Below are 12948 nucleotides of genomic sequence, written 5' to 3' on the forward strand. Positions count from 1 at the left end.
CACTGAATTCAGCATTGCAGAATTCAGGTCTTTGCAGGACGTTATAATTTGGTTTCTGTCCAAAGTAAACCAATCAATTTTGTAAAATCTGATCATCTTTTTGCTGATTTGTCTCAGTTTATGACATAAGGTAAAGCAGTACTTTTGTTCGCTTTGCTATTAGTTTCTATTTTAGCGAATCCTGACCCAGGAAATATAAACAGGATCAAAATGGAAGTAAGAAATTTAGAACAAATAGGACTGGAAAAATTGTTGTCGGTTATCAATTTAGCATTTTCGGATTATATCGTACCCTTGAAGTGGACCCTGGAAATATTGAAGGCTAAAATTGAATCAGAGGATGTCAAACTGACATTATCCACAGGAGTGTTTGATGCAGATAAAATGGTGGCCTGTATGTTACATGGAATACGGGCTACAGATGACGGACTAATGGTGTACAATGCAGCTACAGGAGTAATTCCGGACTATCGCGGGAAAGGTTTAGTGGCTAAGATGTATGACTCTTTGCTACCTGAATTAAAAAAACTAAAAGTAAAGAAAATGGTACTGGAAGTGATAACGGGAAACCATTCTGCAATAAAGGCGTATGAAAAAATGGGATACACTGTTGCCAGAAAATTAGACTGTTATAGTGGAAAACCTCATATCAAAAAAAATAGCACGGCAGCCACATTGAAAGAACTTGATAGCTTTAGCTGGTCCGAATTTACTTCTTTCTGGGATATCCTTCCCTCCTGGCAAAATGCTATTCAGACATTGGAAAACAGCAAAGAGAACTGTCGTGTTATAGGAGCTTACATGAATGATCTATTGGTAGGTTATGCAATATTTAATCCAACATCAAGAAAAATAAATCAATTCGCTATAGCGAAAGATCATCGAGGTCAGGGAATTGGCAGTCAAATATTTTCCCATATCAATGAGGTTGTTGAGCAGCAAGAAGTCTATGTGTATAATGTAGATCATACAGCGGACTCCACATTGGGCTTTTTAAAATCTATAGGGCTTCGCGAAAAAATAGCACAGTTCGAGATGAGTAGAATGTGCAATTAATCTGCAAATCCTATGGCCATTTTATGCTTTTAGCTCGCTAAAACTTAAGTATTGCACAAACCTGGGCAATTCAGAATGATTTGGACTGGCGGCATGAGGTAGTGATTCCAACCAAACAACAAGATCTCCTTGTTGTCCGGGAACTGGTATTTCTTGTTTCTTTTCTCTTAATGAATGCATAGCAGCTTCGGGATCGCTGAACTGGCTCAGGATATTTTCAATATGATGATGATAACCAGGAATAAGCGTTAATGGTCCACGGTTAGCAGGAACATCGTTCAAATACACTAATCCCTGGATATAATATCTGGGGCCGACGCTAAAATCGATATCCCAGTGCAAAGGACTACCTTTAAATGTATAATATTCGTTTACGGGCGGGTTAAAACTAACCTTATCACAATTGGGTAGTATATCGCCATGACCGTATAAACTCGCGAATATATTTCTCACATGCGGGTCTTGTCTTAGTGAATCAAATACCTGCCCCTGGTAAAGTTGTAGCATCATGCCCTGAAGTGCAGGATGAGCCTTATACCAGCTGGCTGGATCTCCAAGATCGATCTGCAATGCTTCAGTCAAGTGTTGCACGATGGCATCACAGCGCTCAGCATCTATAACTTTTTCGATTTTTAAATAACCATTCAGATTCCAGAATTCCAGTTGCTCCGGACTAAGTACAGCATGGAAAGTCTGATTAGCGAATTGCTTTCCAGATTGATACCATTCATTAAACTGAATCACCGCACGATCATAAAACTCCATCCCTTTTAGTTCAATAAGCCATGCGCTAAAATGTTCGTCATCTCTGCAGGTGTTATATAGAAAATCATAGATTTCAAAAAGCCCCACCTGAAAGACATTCAGAAATACCTTTTCAGTTTGCAGAAAGTACTCACCTGATTGATGATTAGTATTTCCCGGACGATGATGTTGTCGATAGGCTGAAAAAAAAGCGTGTGAATTCATTACTCAAACATAAAAAAAGGCTCAATTTACATTGCGGCTCTCGTGATCCCGCTGGTACAGAACCCGAGCTCTTTATTGGAAGGTTTATTCTGTTAGCAAATCTGGAAAATAACGCATGGAGCCCAAAACTAGCTGAAAAGATAAAAATATCATATGATCTTTCTGTCATAATAAAATTTAATAAGGAATATCACCTTTCCTTAATCTCAAAACAACATTTTGAATTTGAGGTAAGAGAAGTAAAATAACAATTACGAAAATCATGCCTGTTAACATAAAATCATAATAATCACGGGTAGCACGAGCCAATACTTGATGACTGACCATTTGATTAAAATAGCCTGTGGATATTGTTTTTGACGCATACATATCGCTACCTGCATTCATGTATTGGTTTTGGATATCCAGTAAAGTAACAGGTAATTGAGGGTTAGTTTCAGTGATTGCTTCCCGAATCTTTTCCCGAACTCCCGATTTTGTAAATAATTGAAGTTCATTATTAAGTGCTAGACTTGCTGTAAACCCGGTGAACCTTGCCAATATGCCAACAAGCGAGGCATTGATTGCAATTTTAGGAGGTGCTGATGAAGCGGTAAATGAAACAATCGGAACAAATAAAACGCCTGTTGCTACACCATAAATAAACATTGGTAAAATGAAATCGATTGTCTCTCCTTGTATAGAAACAAATACTATCATATAAGCATAGTACATCGCCATAATGCCAAAACCAACAATGATAATCCTTATTAGGTTATATCCCATCAAGACAAATCGGGAGGTAATAAACATACTTAACGTAGTTCCCAAAATTACAACAGTCCATATCGGAATGGTACTCAACGGATGATTTCCTAAAATCACTTCAAGATAACCATAGGCTAGCCCAGTACTTCCTTTGAAAATGTAAAATGTAAAAAGCAGTAACAACCCAATAACAAAATTCTTTGCCTTAAAGATCTGTAAGTTGATTAAAGGTCTTTTTAGTTTTGATTCTCTAATGATAAAAATCGAAAGAATGATCAGATTAACTAAACTAAGTGTAAGTATTAATCGACTATCGAACCATCCCAATTGTCGCCCATATACAAGGATGTATCCCAATATTAAGATAAAAGATACATAAAACAGATAGCCTATCCAATCCACCTGATAGAGTGGTAACTTCTTAGTAAATCTGGCTTTACTGTCCATTGTCAGCAACACAACAAATGTCAGGATGATGAGTATGATAATAAATCCGTAGAATAGCCAGTTAAAATCAAAGAAATGAATGACTATACTCGTATAGATGGAGTAAAACGGCACAGCGATTTGTATACTACCGTAAAGAAGACTATAAGCAATCACACGGGCACGTACAGACAGCAATCGTGGAAAGATAAGCTGTAATACAATTCCCGACATCAATGCACAGGTAATTCCTTGCAAAAACTGGCAAATAACAAACAATGTCCAGTCTTTGAAATGAAAACAGATAACAGAACATATTGCATTTACGGCAATTGCTAACAGTAAATATTTTCTTGGTGCAAAATACTTTACAATACGAAAATCAAGTGCCAGGAAAGCCACGGTGGAACCATAGATAACGACCATACCATATTGTACATCGGTAGGTTGTATACCGTAAAACCCCATTGCTGCAACCGGACTGCTGTAAAAAGCGAAACTAAACAGACAGGCCATCAGAATAGCAAATATGACGGATCTCGCCACCCATTCGGACACCCATGGTTTGAAAATTGGTATTTTATGTGCTTGCATCATCAATCTTTTAAAACGTAAACATTTGCATTCATTCCTGCAGAGAGCTTCGCTAATTTTTCAGCCGTATCGGTAAGTTTAATTCTAACAGGAATACGTTGAGTGATTTTGACAAAATTACCTGTAGCATTATCTGGTGGAAGCAATGAATATCGGGAACCTGTGGTTGGCGAAAGTGATTCGATTGTACCATTGAATTTTTCATTCGGAAAAGCATCGACTTCAATAGATACCACTTGTCCGATTTTGAAGTTACTAATCTGTGTTTCTTTAAAATTTGCCATCACCCATTTTTCCTCGGCTTTGTTTACCAAAAATGCCAATGTTTGTCCTGGTTGTGTCAGTTGTCCTTCCTGAATGGTCTTTTTACCAATTTGTCCATCAAAAGGTGCAGTGATGACGGTATATCGAATGTCTAGTTCCTGTCTTTGAAGAAGCGTTTCTTTAATCTTTATTTCCGCCTGTATGGCATTACGCTGTGCTCTAAAATCATTAAGTTTGGACTCGGCAACTTGTAAAGAAGCCTTTGCCTGATCATAATCCGATTGTACGATTGACAAAGAAGCACTGACATTATCGAATTTTTGTTGTGTGGTAGATTCGTCAGCCAGTAGATTTTGATAACGGGCAAATTCTTTTTGTTGTTGGTTCAATCTCGCCTTGGCACCTGCCAATTGTGCCTTTATTACTTCAATACTTTTAAGTTGCGTTTCTTCGTTCGCAGCCAAGATGGGTAATTTGGCGTGTGAGCTCATGAGTTCTGCTGATGCAGCATCTTTTTTTAGCCCGTACTCATCCAGTTCAATCACAACAAGTGTATCACCTTTTTTAACCTGCTGATTGTCCTTGTAATATATTTTATTGATATAGCCACCTACTTTTACGTTTATCGGCGACAAGTAGGCATCGACCTGAGCGTCATTGGTCTGTTCATAGCGATACCCTTTTAAGAAATAAGTTGCTCCCCAAATAATGATTCCAATCAATAGTGCGATTCCAAACCATTTGGTAAGGGTTATCATAACTTTATCTGTTTTATTTTTGTTCATAATGTTTGTATTAAAGAATTCCTATAATTTCCAGTAGTCTGATATGCGTTAGTTTTACGTTTGTTTGTGCTGTTGTCAGATTAAATTTGGCTTCCAATAAAGCATTTTCAGCTTCCAAAAGATCGGTCAGAAGAGATTCCTGATTTAAATAGCTACTTCTGATAACACGTACGATTTCGGTGGTTTTAATGATATTTTGCTCTGCCGTTTCCACGCTCTCCAAAGCTTGTTGTTGCTGTAAATAAGTTTCTTTTACCCGAAGAAAGATTTCATCCTTTTTAATGTTGGCCTTTTCTTTTGCCTGATCGGCTACGACCTGTGCACGAGCAATAGAGTGTTTGCTCTTATATAGATTATCGATAGAAAACTGTACCTTAATTCCTGTCTGACCAAACCCCCATAAGTCATTCGAATACGGATAGAATGAAATCTGCGGATAGGTATAATTGTAATTAGAGTACAAGGAAACTTTAGGTAATAGTGTAGCTTTAATCTGTTTGATGTTCAATTCGCTCCATTTGATGTCGCTATTAACCATTTTGTACTCAGGCGATCTGTTAAAAGCTATATCTACATAATCGTTGTAGTCATCTTCGGTGATGGAGTTTAATTCAATTGTATCTTCGTATTTGATTGCTAGCTCAGTATCATTTTCACGTCCCATCAATATATTTAGCCGTTGTTTAGCGATTTCAATCCTTTTTTCAACATCGGAAAGGCTAAGTTCTAGTTGCGATAATTTTGCAGAGGTTCTCAGTACATCACTCTTTAGCACAGTGCCGTTTTTATGCAGGCTTTCTATTAGTGTCAGCTGTTTTTTTTCTGCTTCAATTTCTGCATCAAGAAAATCACAGAAGTGCAGAAACTTATACAAATCGAAATAGGCAACTGCAACATTGTATTTTACGCCGTGCCTTTGTAGATCAACTTCATATTGTTTTCGTATCTCTTCTTCCTTTTTCATGACGATATTCCTTTTGTCTTTACCACCATTGAAAAGGTTAAAGTTTAAGTTGTATCCCACTCCGTAGCCATATCCTTTTACCGGCACATCCTGTGGAGACGAGAATAATCCATTGTCATAAATCAGAAACTTGGAATTGAGTTTTACCTCTCCACCTACTGAGAGTTCTGGTAGCAGGCCGTCTTTGGCTTCCAACACTTCCAAATTACTTTGCTGAAGACTGAGATCAGATAGTTTCAGTTGTCGATTATTCGTTTCGGCAACTTTCCATATTTCTTCCAAACTTAAGGATTGGATGTTTGCTACATGCTGTGCATAAATAGATTGTGCAAATAGCAGTAACAGTATGCTCAAAACTCGGGCTGTTTTATATTGTTTCATCGGTTTTCTTTTTATAAATGTTTTATGTTTCATAGTGATTCTACTATTATTAATACAGCAAAAATACCCAACACACCAAGCCTTCTTTTTATATAATTAGCCTAATATTTGCCATATTTGGCCATATGAAGATTCTTAGCCAATTAATAAATATTGTTGATCAAAATCCTGATTCAATCCTGGTGATGCGACAGCAGACGGAACAGCGTTTGCCTGCTCATCAGCACAATAAGACTCAGTTGTTATTGGTTTATGGAGGGATTGCTTATTTGCAGACAGACGAGAAGGATTTCTATATCCCATCTAATCATTATATCTGGATACCGAAAAATTATCCTCACAACCTGATGTTTAACACGAAGGATTTATACATTATCAACATCTATTTTCCAGACGAAAAAGCTGGTGGTTTTTATGATGAATTGGGTATTTATCCGGTGAGTAAGCTTCTGGCAGAAATGCTCTCATTTAGCGAGAAATGGCAAGGCGATTATTGCAAAGGTTCTTGGGAATTTGAATTTTTATCAACGCTTAAGAATGTATTATCAAAAGAAAATCTCAAAAAATTCTCCATTCAACTTCCTACAACAGACGACCAACGTCTTAATACCATTATTGATAATATTAGAAATCGGCTCAATGAAAACCTTACCTTAGAAAGTACGGCAAATCAATCGGGAATGAGTGTGAGAAGTTTAACAAGATTATTTCAAACGAAACTGCACATTACCTTTATCCAATATTTAAAAATGTTGCGAATTATTCGTGCGATGGAATTAATAAAAGATACAGATTTGAACATGACAGAGATAGCCTATGAAATTGGATATTCAAATATATCTGCGTTTAGTAATAATTTTCATCAACTGACCAATATGAGACCTACAGAATTTAAGGAAATGTCAAGTGTATAAAATAAATATTATTTATTCCTATTGTTCTGAGTCCATTTCTTCGGTTTAGATCCAAAATGTCTTGCAAATAATCTTCCAAAATAGCTTAAATTGCTAAAACCTAACTTGTAACCGGTTTCAGAAACCGATAAATGTTCCTCCTTTAAAAGTCTTGCGGCTTCTTGCATGCGCAAATGCTGATAGTAATGATACATACCTTTACCAAATACTTGCGTAAAAAGTTTTCGAAGTTTAATTACATTCATACCACTTAGTTTCATCAATTCTTCCTGAAGAAATGGTTGGTCTATCGATGCCGCGATTTTATCTCGTACGCCATACACCGATTCTAGTTCATATTTTGATAAATGCTGATGTGAAACATTCTCTCTGATTGATAGATTTTTTAACAAATAAAATAGCAATTCAAGAGATTTAAGTCGGTAGTAAGCATCAGATAACGTATCAGATACTGTTGTAGCAGAAATCTCATTAACTATTTCGGCTATTTCCGGTGACATGAATTCCTCTATCCAGAGCGTTTTCTCGTTATTAAAAAGATAATCATATTTAACATGTTCTTGTCCGATAAAATTTTTTAAATAATCAAGGCTTACGATAATAGTTACCTGCCGAATATTTATATCTTTTGGAAAGCTCACCTCGCTTTCGACATGCAATGGTATAATGCGAACGTGTGGTTGTACCTGCTGGATTATCTTTTTGTCCGAAATAGACGTAGTTAATGGCAAATTGATAATATTTTGAAATGAGATTGATATTCCGTTGTTAATAATTGTTATCGGTTTTCTTTGAAAATAAAATGTTTGCCTGGCCACAACAGAGCGAACCATGACTAGCATTTCGGGCAGCAGATCTACGATTTTCAGCTCATTAAGGTATAGCATTTCTAATTCGGTTCCAGATGGTGCAAGCGAAACACCCATCCGTTCAGCCCAATAGTTCATTTCTTCTTTCTTGGTCATTCTACTCATTTTTCAAGACTATTTTTGTTTCTTATTGAGTTATTTTAGCATTAAAAGTATAAATACATTTGCAATATAAATTTAAAAATAAGGGAAATGAAAAAACATATTTTAATATCTGGAGCAGGGATTGCTGGTCTGACAGCAGCTATTTTTTTGTCAAAGCAAGGTCATATCGTTACTATAATTGATAGATCGACCTCGTTTAGTAAAGCAGGCTTTCTTATCTCCCTAAAAAGCTTCGGCGTGAAAATCATGGATGAGTTAGGGCTAACCCAAAACCTTCAGGCGGAATCATCGCCTTCTGAGACGGTTCATTTTGTAGAAACAAATGAGGAGATTATTCAAAGCATCAATTATGATAAAATGAATGAAAATATTGAACGTTCCGTTCTTATATCCCGTGGCGGACTACATCACGTTTTGCATGAGGCTATCAAAAAAAATGTAAATATACTTTTTGACACAACGATTTCACAACTGGAAGAACTGGAAGATCATACGAAAGTTACGCTTTCAAACGGAAATATTATACCGGTAGATTTAGTAGTTGTTTCCGAAGGATTGCGTTCTGATACAAGAAATAAATACTTTAAGAATTTCCAGCAGGAAGATTTTAACACGCTCTATCTGGGAGGAAAATTAAAGCAAAGCCACTCATACAATGTTGGTGTTTTTAAGATATATATAGATGTCCATAAAATGCTGTCCATATACCCTATAGCACAAGACGAGATCGCTATTCAGTGTTATATACGTAGCTTCGAAGACATTGGCACTATAAAAAATAATACTCCCTCCATTCTGAAAAATAGTTTTCATGATTATAACGGGCAAGTGCAGAAACTGCTTAATGACCTTTTGAACAATGGATTGGTTTTCGTTGATAAAATGGGGATGATAAATACTCCAAATCTGGTTAATGGCCGATTGGTTTTGTTGGGAGATGCAGGTTATTGTCCAACTGCCTTATCAGGCATGGGTGCTTCACTGTCTATTTATGGAGCAAAGGCGTTGGCACATTTTATGGAAGAGTATCCTAATGATATCTTAACCGCCTGTGAAAGCTACAATAGGTTGATGCAGCCAATTATTGAAAAATTTCAAACCAATGCAAGAAATAATGCTGCCTCCTTCATACCTAAAAGCGAAGCGGATCTGGAAAAATTTGTTAATGGCTTCCGAGCTGCTACCGATAACGATGTTCAAAAAATAATGACAGAGCCTATCGTGCTTACAGAAGATCAAACAAACTTTACATTAAACTAAAATAGCTATGAAATTGAGAAAGCTAACCTCATTCTACTCCTGATTATATTTTCTGATCAAAACATGTCCCTAAATTACCTCCAACTGATCCATTATAGCTCCACCTCAAAATAAAGCGATTTAAGGCGAACTGACACCTGGGAATGTGCAAATAAAGTGAACTAAAAAAAAGCTGTAGATGCAGTTTTTTTTGAATGTATAATAATTGTTAGATTTGGATGTTGGATTTGATATGTATCCATGGATGGTTTAAAAGAAAATAAAAGGACAGAAAGACTGCGAAATGACTGACTTATTTGAAAATTACCTATCCTCAACAGGAGGGCTATCGGCTGAGGAAATCAACTTTTCTGCGCAGTTTTTCAAACCAATCCGCTTAAAAAAGGGTGATTTTTTTATTCGTGAGGATGAATCCTGCCGTCATATTGGATTTATCGCTAGTGGCGCGGTAAAAGCATATGGTGTCGACAAAGAAGGAAAGGAAAATATAACTTGCTTCAAGTTTGAAAATGAATTTGTCACCTCGTTTCCGGAGTTTGTGACGCAGAAAAAATCCAGAAGGAGTATCAGGACTATAGAAGATAGCGTAATCTATAGGATAAACTACCCGGACTATCAGCATCTTCTTGATCAGGTGACCGCTTGGAACGGGGTTATAAAATCGGTGATGGAGCATGAGTATAACCAAAAGGAACGTTATCTGCTGAATTCCAATAATAGACCGGCTGTGGATAAATACCGTCATGTCCTGTCTTGCGAACCGATGCTCGTCCAGCGCATAGCGACGCAGGATCTGGCATCGTACCTGGGCATCACGCAACGATCACTTACACGGGCGAAGAGACAACTACATAGACCCAATATATTATAGGACAAATGTCCTTATGTAGTCCTGATCAGCGATGTAGATTTGCACAAAAAAACTATGTTACATCAAATTGCTCCCGAAGTGTTCCATATTTCACTGATGCCTCGAAACAGTATCAACTGCTATATTATCGAAGGTGTATTGGTAGACTCCGGAATACGGAGTTCATATACCACCTTAAAGAAAGCTCTTCAGAAAATCCCTGTTTATCAACATATACTGACGCATGCGCATGCAGACCACCAGGGCTGTAGCGATCAGATATGCGCTGAGTTCGCGATACCCTTACTCTGCCATCCCGAAGAAGTTTTTAGGACCGAAACGGGTATGGTAACCAACGACTATCCAACTCCGCAACATTGGGTAGCAAAGCTTCAACAAAAGTATTGGGCAGGTCAGGGGCATAAAGTCGAACAGACAATTGTTGAAAACGATAGGATTGGAAACTTTCGGGTAATAGAGACGTCCGGACATTCGGCAGGTCATATTTCTTTATTCCGTGAGCGAGATGGTGTACTGATAATCGGGGATGTAGCGACAAATATGAACCTGCTCACGACAGCGATCGGTCTGCGGCTTCCGCCAAACATATTCACCTCGGATCAGCGGCTCAACATCAAATCGCTCCAGAAGTTAGCAAAACTAAACCCTGCCATTATCTGCTTCGGTCATGGACCGATCATGCGAAATACAGATCGGAAGTTTGAGCAATTTGTGGCCAAATGCAGCGCGGCTATTTAAACTCAGATTCATATGGATGAAAGGAGGTCTCTATATGTAACGAAGGTAAGCCAGTCATATGAGGGAATTTTGTTTTGAATACTGGCTGAATTGTATTAAAGTCTTTTGCTCTACATACTTCCGCCGGGTATTTGGGTTCATCAAATACTTTTCGTCCAAATTGTACTATGTAGTAATCTAAACAGTGTAATTTTCCCTCTCTGTTTCGAAACTCCTTCAAATATACCTCAGGAAGAAAATGCTGTTTCATAGTAGGTTAGTTTTGTCTAGCGCACAATTAATATATTACTAACATTTTAAGCCTTACTATATAAAAAAGCCTCCGTATAATTGCGGAGGCATGTATTCTTTGAAATTAAAAATATTAGCACAAGGTTTTAAATTTCGGTGCGTCTATCTTTCAATAATTCTATCTTTTCACGCTCACTTGCTAATAACCGCTCATAAAGACTCTTATTTTCCTCTACTACTTCCATCAATTTATCGAGAGGGTTGAATGTGCAATGATTATTGAACGTACTAGTGCTGCTATCGTTAAACGTATTAAAGAAATTGACAATACCTTCTTCACTGAAATTTTTAATTCCTGATACAGTTACACCAAGTATCTTCGCAATTTTTTCTAAAGTTGAATCCTCTACATCTTCGCTTTGCTCAATTTTAGAAATCGTCTGCTGGCTTACACCGAGTTCAACAGCAAGATAATCCTGTTTTATCCCTCTGATTTCACGAATACGACTAATTTTTCTACCGATGTGCATTTTGCTAGATTTTGTAGGTGTTTCCATAGAGCCAAATATAATTATTTTTTTAGGTAGTAGAGAACCAATAAACTACGGTAAGATACCACTTTAATTGGTAGGTTACGACATTGCCGTACCGCATTTTTGATCTCAGAAATCAAAAATGTCACGATTATGGAAACACTATTCTCGCAATCTGGTCAGTTCCAGAAAGAAAACTTTTCGGCCTTTATCAAAGAGCTGGTTCAAAAATTCAAGCCCGAGCAAATCTATAGCTTTGGCAAAAACATTGATTTTAAAGTCAATGACGGTTGTTTTATAGAGAAACATAGCGCAGAAAACCATCATTATTTTTTGTTGATGGTCACCGAAAGCGTTACCAGAATTGAACACGAGGTACAAGACTTTGCAAATAATCATTATCCTTTCGGTAAGATCACCATATTGGCTCATGGGCAAGAAACCATTGCAGCGGCAATAAAGGCCAATAACAGGTTCTTCATCACCATTTATAATGAGGGTAAAATTGTTTATAGTCGGGATGGTATGGTACAACTTTCTCAAGCTACAAGTTTGATACCTACACAGGGAGCGGTAAAAGCTCAAAAGCACTACAACCACCGCATTCCATTGGCAACAGGGTTTTTAAAAAGTGCAAAAGAATGCTTGACGAACCAACATTACAATCTAAGTGTATTTATGGCGCACCAGGTCGTAGAACAATGCTGTATTGTTTTGATAAGGGTTCATTTGGCTTACCGTTCTGATATACACAACCTATATAGACAGCTTCAGTTATGTGATAGCTTTTCTCCGGCACCATCAAAGCTATTTTTATCGGGTAGTGAAGATGACAAACGGCTCTTTGACATCATGGTGAAAAGCTATTCTGCTGCACGTTACAAGGATGACTTTAAGGTCGAACAAGCCGATGCGGAGCAAATATTTACCCGTGTATCAACCTTTCTAAAGCTTACCGAAATTATGTGCGGCGACAAGATAAAATCCCTTGCAAAAGTGGCAGAATCCTACACACGATTAAAAAAAGAAAGTGAGGTGGATTATGTCGGATAATATTCCGATATCAGAAAACCCAAAAGGGGTTATCTACCCATTAAAATCAGAAAAATATCTTTCAGCAATGAAATGCTTGTAATAGGTGTGATTCTGGACAAAGAGCCCGAAGAAATGGTTTTTAAGATCACCGCCTCAGAACTACTGCAATATATATCCTGTAAGCTAGGATGGTTCTGATCCGGTCA

The 12948-nt window shown here is 37.3% G+C and carries 13 protein-coding genes; 6 read left to right on the forward strand and 7 right to left on the reverse strand.

All coding sequences use genetic code 11. The annotated features are described in order from the left end of the window. Positions 1-210: 210 nt before the first annotated feature. The gene (locus BLS35_RS14090) at positions 211-1056 is read left to right on the forward strand and encodes a GNAT family N-acetyltransferase (protein ID WP_090782344.1); all 846 of its coding nucleotides are present in this window, start codon (positions 211-213) and stop codon (positions 1054-1056) included. 21 nt (positions 1057-1077) lie between these two features. Here BLS35_RS14090 and BLS35_RS14095 read toward each other — a convergent pair whose 3' ends face one another. From BLS35_RS14095 to BLS35_RS14110, 4 genes are all read right to left on the reverse strand, one after another. Then, on the reverse strand, positions 1078-2025 hold the full coding sequence (locus tag BLS35_RS14095) for a phytanoyl-CoA dioxygenase family protein (RefSeq protein ID WP_090782079.1): 948 nt from the start codon (positions 2023-2025) through the stop codon (positions 1078-1080). A gap of 177 nt (positions 2026-2202) precedes the next feature. Beyond that, positions 2203-3795 (reverse strand): MFS transporter, encoded by a 1593-nt coding sequence (locus BLS35_RS14100; protein ID WP_090782081.1) that lies wholly within the window; start codon positions 3793-3795, stop codon positions 2203-2205. Further along, complete coding sequence (locus BLS35_RS14105) at positions 3795-4841, reverse strand: HlyD family secretion protein (RefSeq protein WP_090782083.1); 1047 nt, start codon at positions 4839-4841, stop codon at positions 3795-3797. The genes BLS35_RS14100 and BLS35_RS14105 overlap by 1 nt, the downstream gene beginning before the upstream one ends. 10 nt (positions 4842-4851) lie before the next feature. Continuing rightward, complete coding sequence (locus BLS35_RS14110; RefSeq protein WP_090782346.1) at positions 4852-6186, reverse strand: TolC family protein; 1335 nt, start codon at positions 6184-6186, stop codon at positions 4852-4854. 125 nt (positions 6187-6311) lie between these two features. On the opposite strand from BLS35_RS14110, the gene BLS35_RS14115 reads away from it, so the two are divergent. Further along, a complete protein-coding gene (locus tag BLS35_RS14115) occupies positions 6312-7100 on the forward strand; it encodes an AraC family transcriptional regulator (RefSeq protein WP_090782085.1) in 789 nt (262 codons plus the stop codon). Between the two features lie 8 nt (positions 7101-7108). Here BLS35_RS14115 and BLS35_RS14120 read toward each other — a convergent pair whose 3' ends face one another. Beyond that, a complete protein-coding gene (locus BLS35_RS14120) occupies positions 7109-8065 on the reverse strand; it encodes a helix-turn-helix transcriptional regulator (RefSeq protein WP_165973391.1) in 957 nt (318 codons plus the stop codon). A gap of 96 nt (positions 8066-8161) precedes the next feature. Here BLS35_RS14120 and BLS35_RS14125 point away from each other — a divergent pair, with 96 nt between their 5' ends. The 3 genes from BLS35_RS14125 (at position 8162) to BLS35_RS14135 (ending at position 10943) form a co-directional block, all read left to right on the forward strand. After that, positions 8162-9334, forward strand: coding sequence for an FAD-dependent monooxygenase (locus BLS35_RS14125; protein ID WP_090782088.1), 1173 nt, complete (start codon positions 8162-8164; stop codon positions 9332-9334). 283 nt (positions 9335-9617) lie between these two features. Next, a complete protein-coding gene (locus BLS35_RS14130; RefSeq protein WP_090782090.1) occupies positions 9618-10205 on the forward strand; it encodes a Crp/Fnr family transcriptional regulator in 588 nt (195 codons plus the stop codon). 96 nt (positions 10206-10301) lie between these two features. Beyond that, the gene (locus BLS35_RS14135) at positions 10302-10943 is read left to right on the forward strand and encodes an MBL fold metallo-hydrolase (RefSeq protein WP_207909166.1); all 642 of its coding nucleotides are present in this window, start codon (positions 10302-10304) and stop codon (positions 10941-10943) included. Here the strand turns inward: BLS35_RS14135 and BLS35_RS28380 are convergent. Then, positions 10936-11193, reverse strand: coding sequence for a DUF4238 domain-containing protein (locus BLS35_RS28380; protein ID WP_090782095.1), 258 nt, complete (start codon positions 11191-11193; stop codon positions 10936-10938). The two genes, BLS35_RS14135 and BLS35_RS28380, sit on opposite strands and share 8 nt — an antisense overlap. A 127-nt stretch (positions 11194-11320) precedes the next feature. Then, positions 11321-11731: a helix-turn-helix domain-containing protein gene (locus tag BLS35_RS14145; RefSeq protein WP_090782096.1), complete on the reverse strand. Its 411-nt coding sequence runs from the start codon at positions 11729-11731 to the stop codon at positions 11321-11323. A gap of 129 nt (positions 11732-11860) precedes the next feature. On the opposite strand from BLS35_RS14145, the gene BLS35_RS14150 reads away from it, so the two are divergent. Next, positions 11861-12760, forward strand: a complete 900-nt coding sequence (locus tag BLS35_RS14150) for a HEPN domain-containing protein (RefSeq protein WP_090782098.1) — start codon at positions 11861-11863, stop codon at positions 12758-12760. Positions 12761-12948: the final 188 nt, after the last annotated feature.

The sequence above is a fragment of the Pedobacter sp. ok626 genome, assembly GCF_900100435.1.
GTDB lineage: Bacteria > Bacteroidota > Bacteroidia > Sphingobacteriales > Sphingobacteriaceae > Pedobacter.

What these genes read in the sequence shown, in the direction of transcription:
- BLS35_RS14125 (WP_090782088.1), top strand. Translation starts at nt 8,162, where the DNA reads ATGAAAAAACATATTTTAATATCTGGAGCAGGGATTGCTGGTCTGACA.
- BLS35_RS14120 (WP_165973391.1), bottom strand. Translation starts at nt 8,065, where the DNA reads ATGACCAAGAAAGAAGAAATGAACTATTGGGCTGAACGGATGGGTGTT.
- BLS35_RS14095 (WP_090782079.1), bottom strand. Translation starts at nt 2,025, where the DNA reads ATGAATTCACACGCTTTTTTTTCAGCCTATCGACAACATCATCGTCCG.
- BLS35_RS14110 (WP_090782346.1), bottom strand. Translation starts at nt 6,186, where the DNA reads ATGAAACAATATAAAACAGCCCGAGTTTTGAGCATACTGTTACTGCTA.
- BLS35_RS14135 (WP_207909166.1), top strand. Translation starts at nt 10,302, where the DNA reads ATGCCTCGAAACAGTATCAACTGCTATATTATCGAAGGTGTATTGGTA.
- BLS35_RS14130 (WP_090782090.1), top strand. Translation starts at nt 9,618, where the DNA reads ATGACTGACTTATTTGAAAATTACCTATCCTCAACAGGAGGGCTATCG.
- BLS35_RS14090 (WP_090782344.1), top strand. Translation starts at nt 211, where the DNA reads ATGGAAGTAAGAAATTTAGAACAAATAGGACTGGAAAAATTGTTGTCG.
- BLS35_RS14115 (WP_090782085.1), top strand. Translation starts at nt 6,312, where the DNA reads ATGAAGATTCTTAGCCAATTAATAAATATTGTTGATCAAAATCCTGAT.
- BLS35_RS14145 (WP_090782096.1), bottom strand. Translation starts at nt 11,731, where the DNA reads ATGGAAACACCTACAAAATCTAGCAAAATGCACATCGGTAGAAAAATT.
- BLS35_RS28380 (WP_090782095.1), bottom strand. Translation starts at nt 11,193, where the DNA reads ATGAAACAGCATTTTCTTCCTGAGGTATATTTGAAGGAGTTTCGAAAC.
- BLS35_RS14150 (WP_090782098.1), top strand. Translation starts at nt 11,861, where the DNA reads ATGGAAACACTATTCTCGCAATCTGGTCAGTTCCAGAAAGAAAACTTT.
- BLS35_RS14105 (WP_090782083.1), bottom strand. Translation starts at nt 4,841, where the DNA reads ATGAACAAAAATAAAACAGATAAAGTTATGATAACCCTTACCAAATGG.
- BLS35_RS14100 (WP_090782081.1), bottom strand. Translation starts at nt 3,795, where the DNA reads ATGATGCAAGCACATAAAATACCAATTTTCAAACCATGGGTGTCCGAA.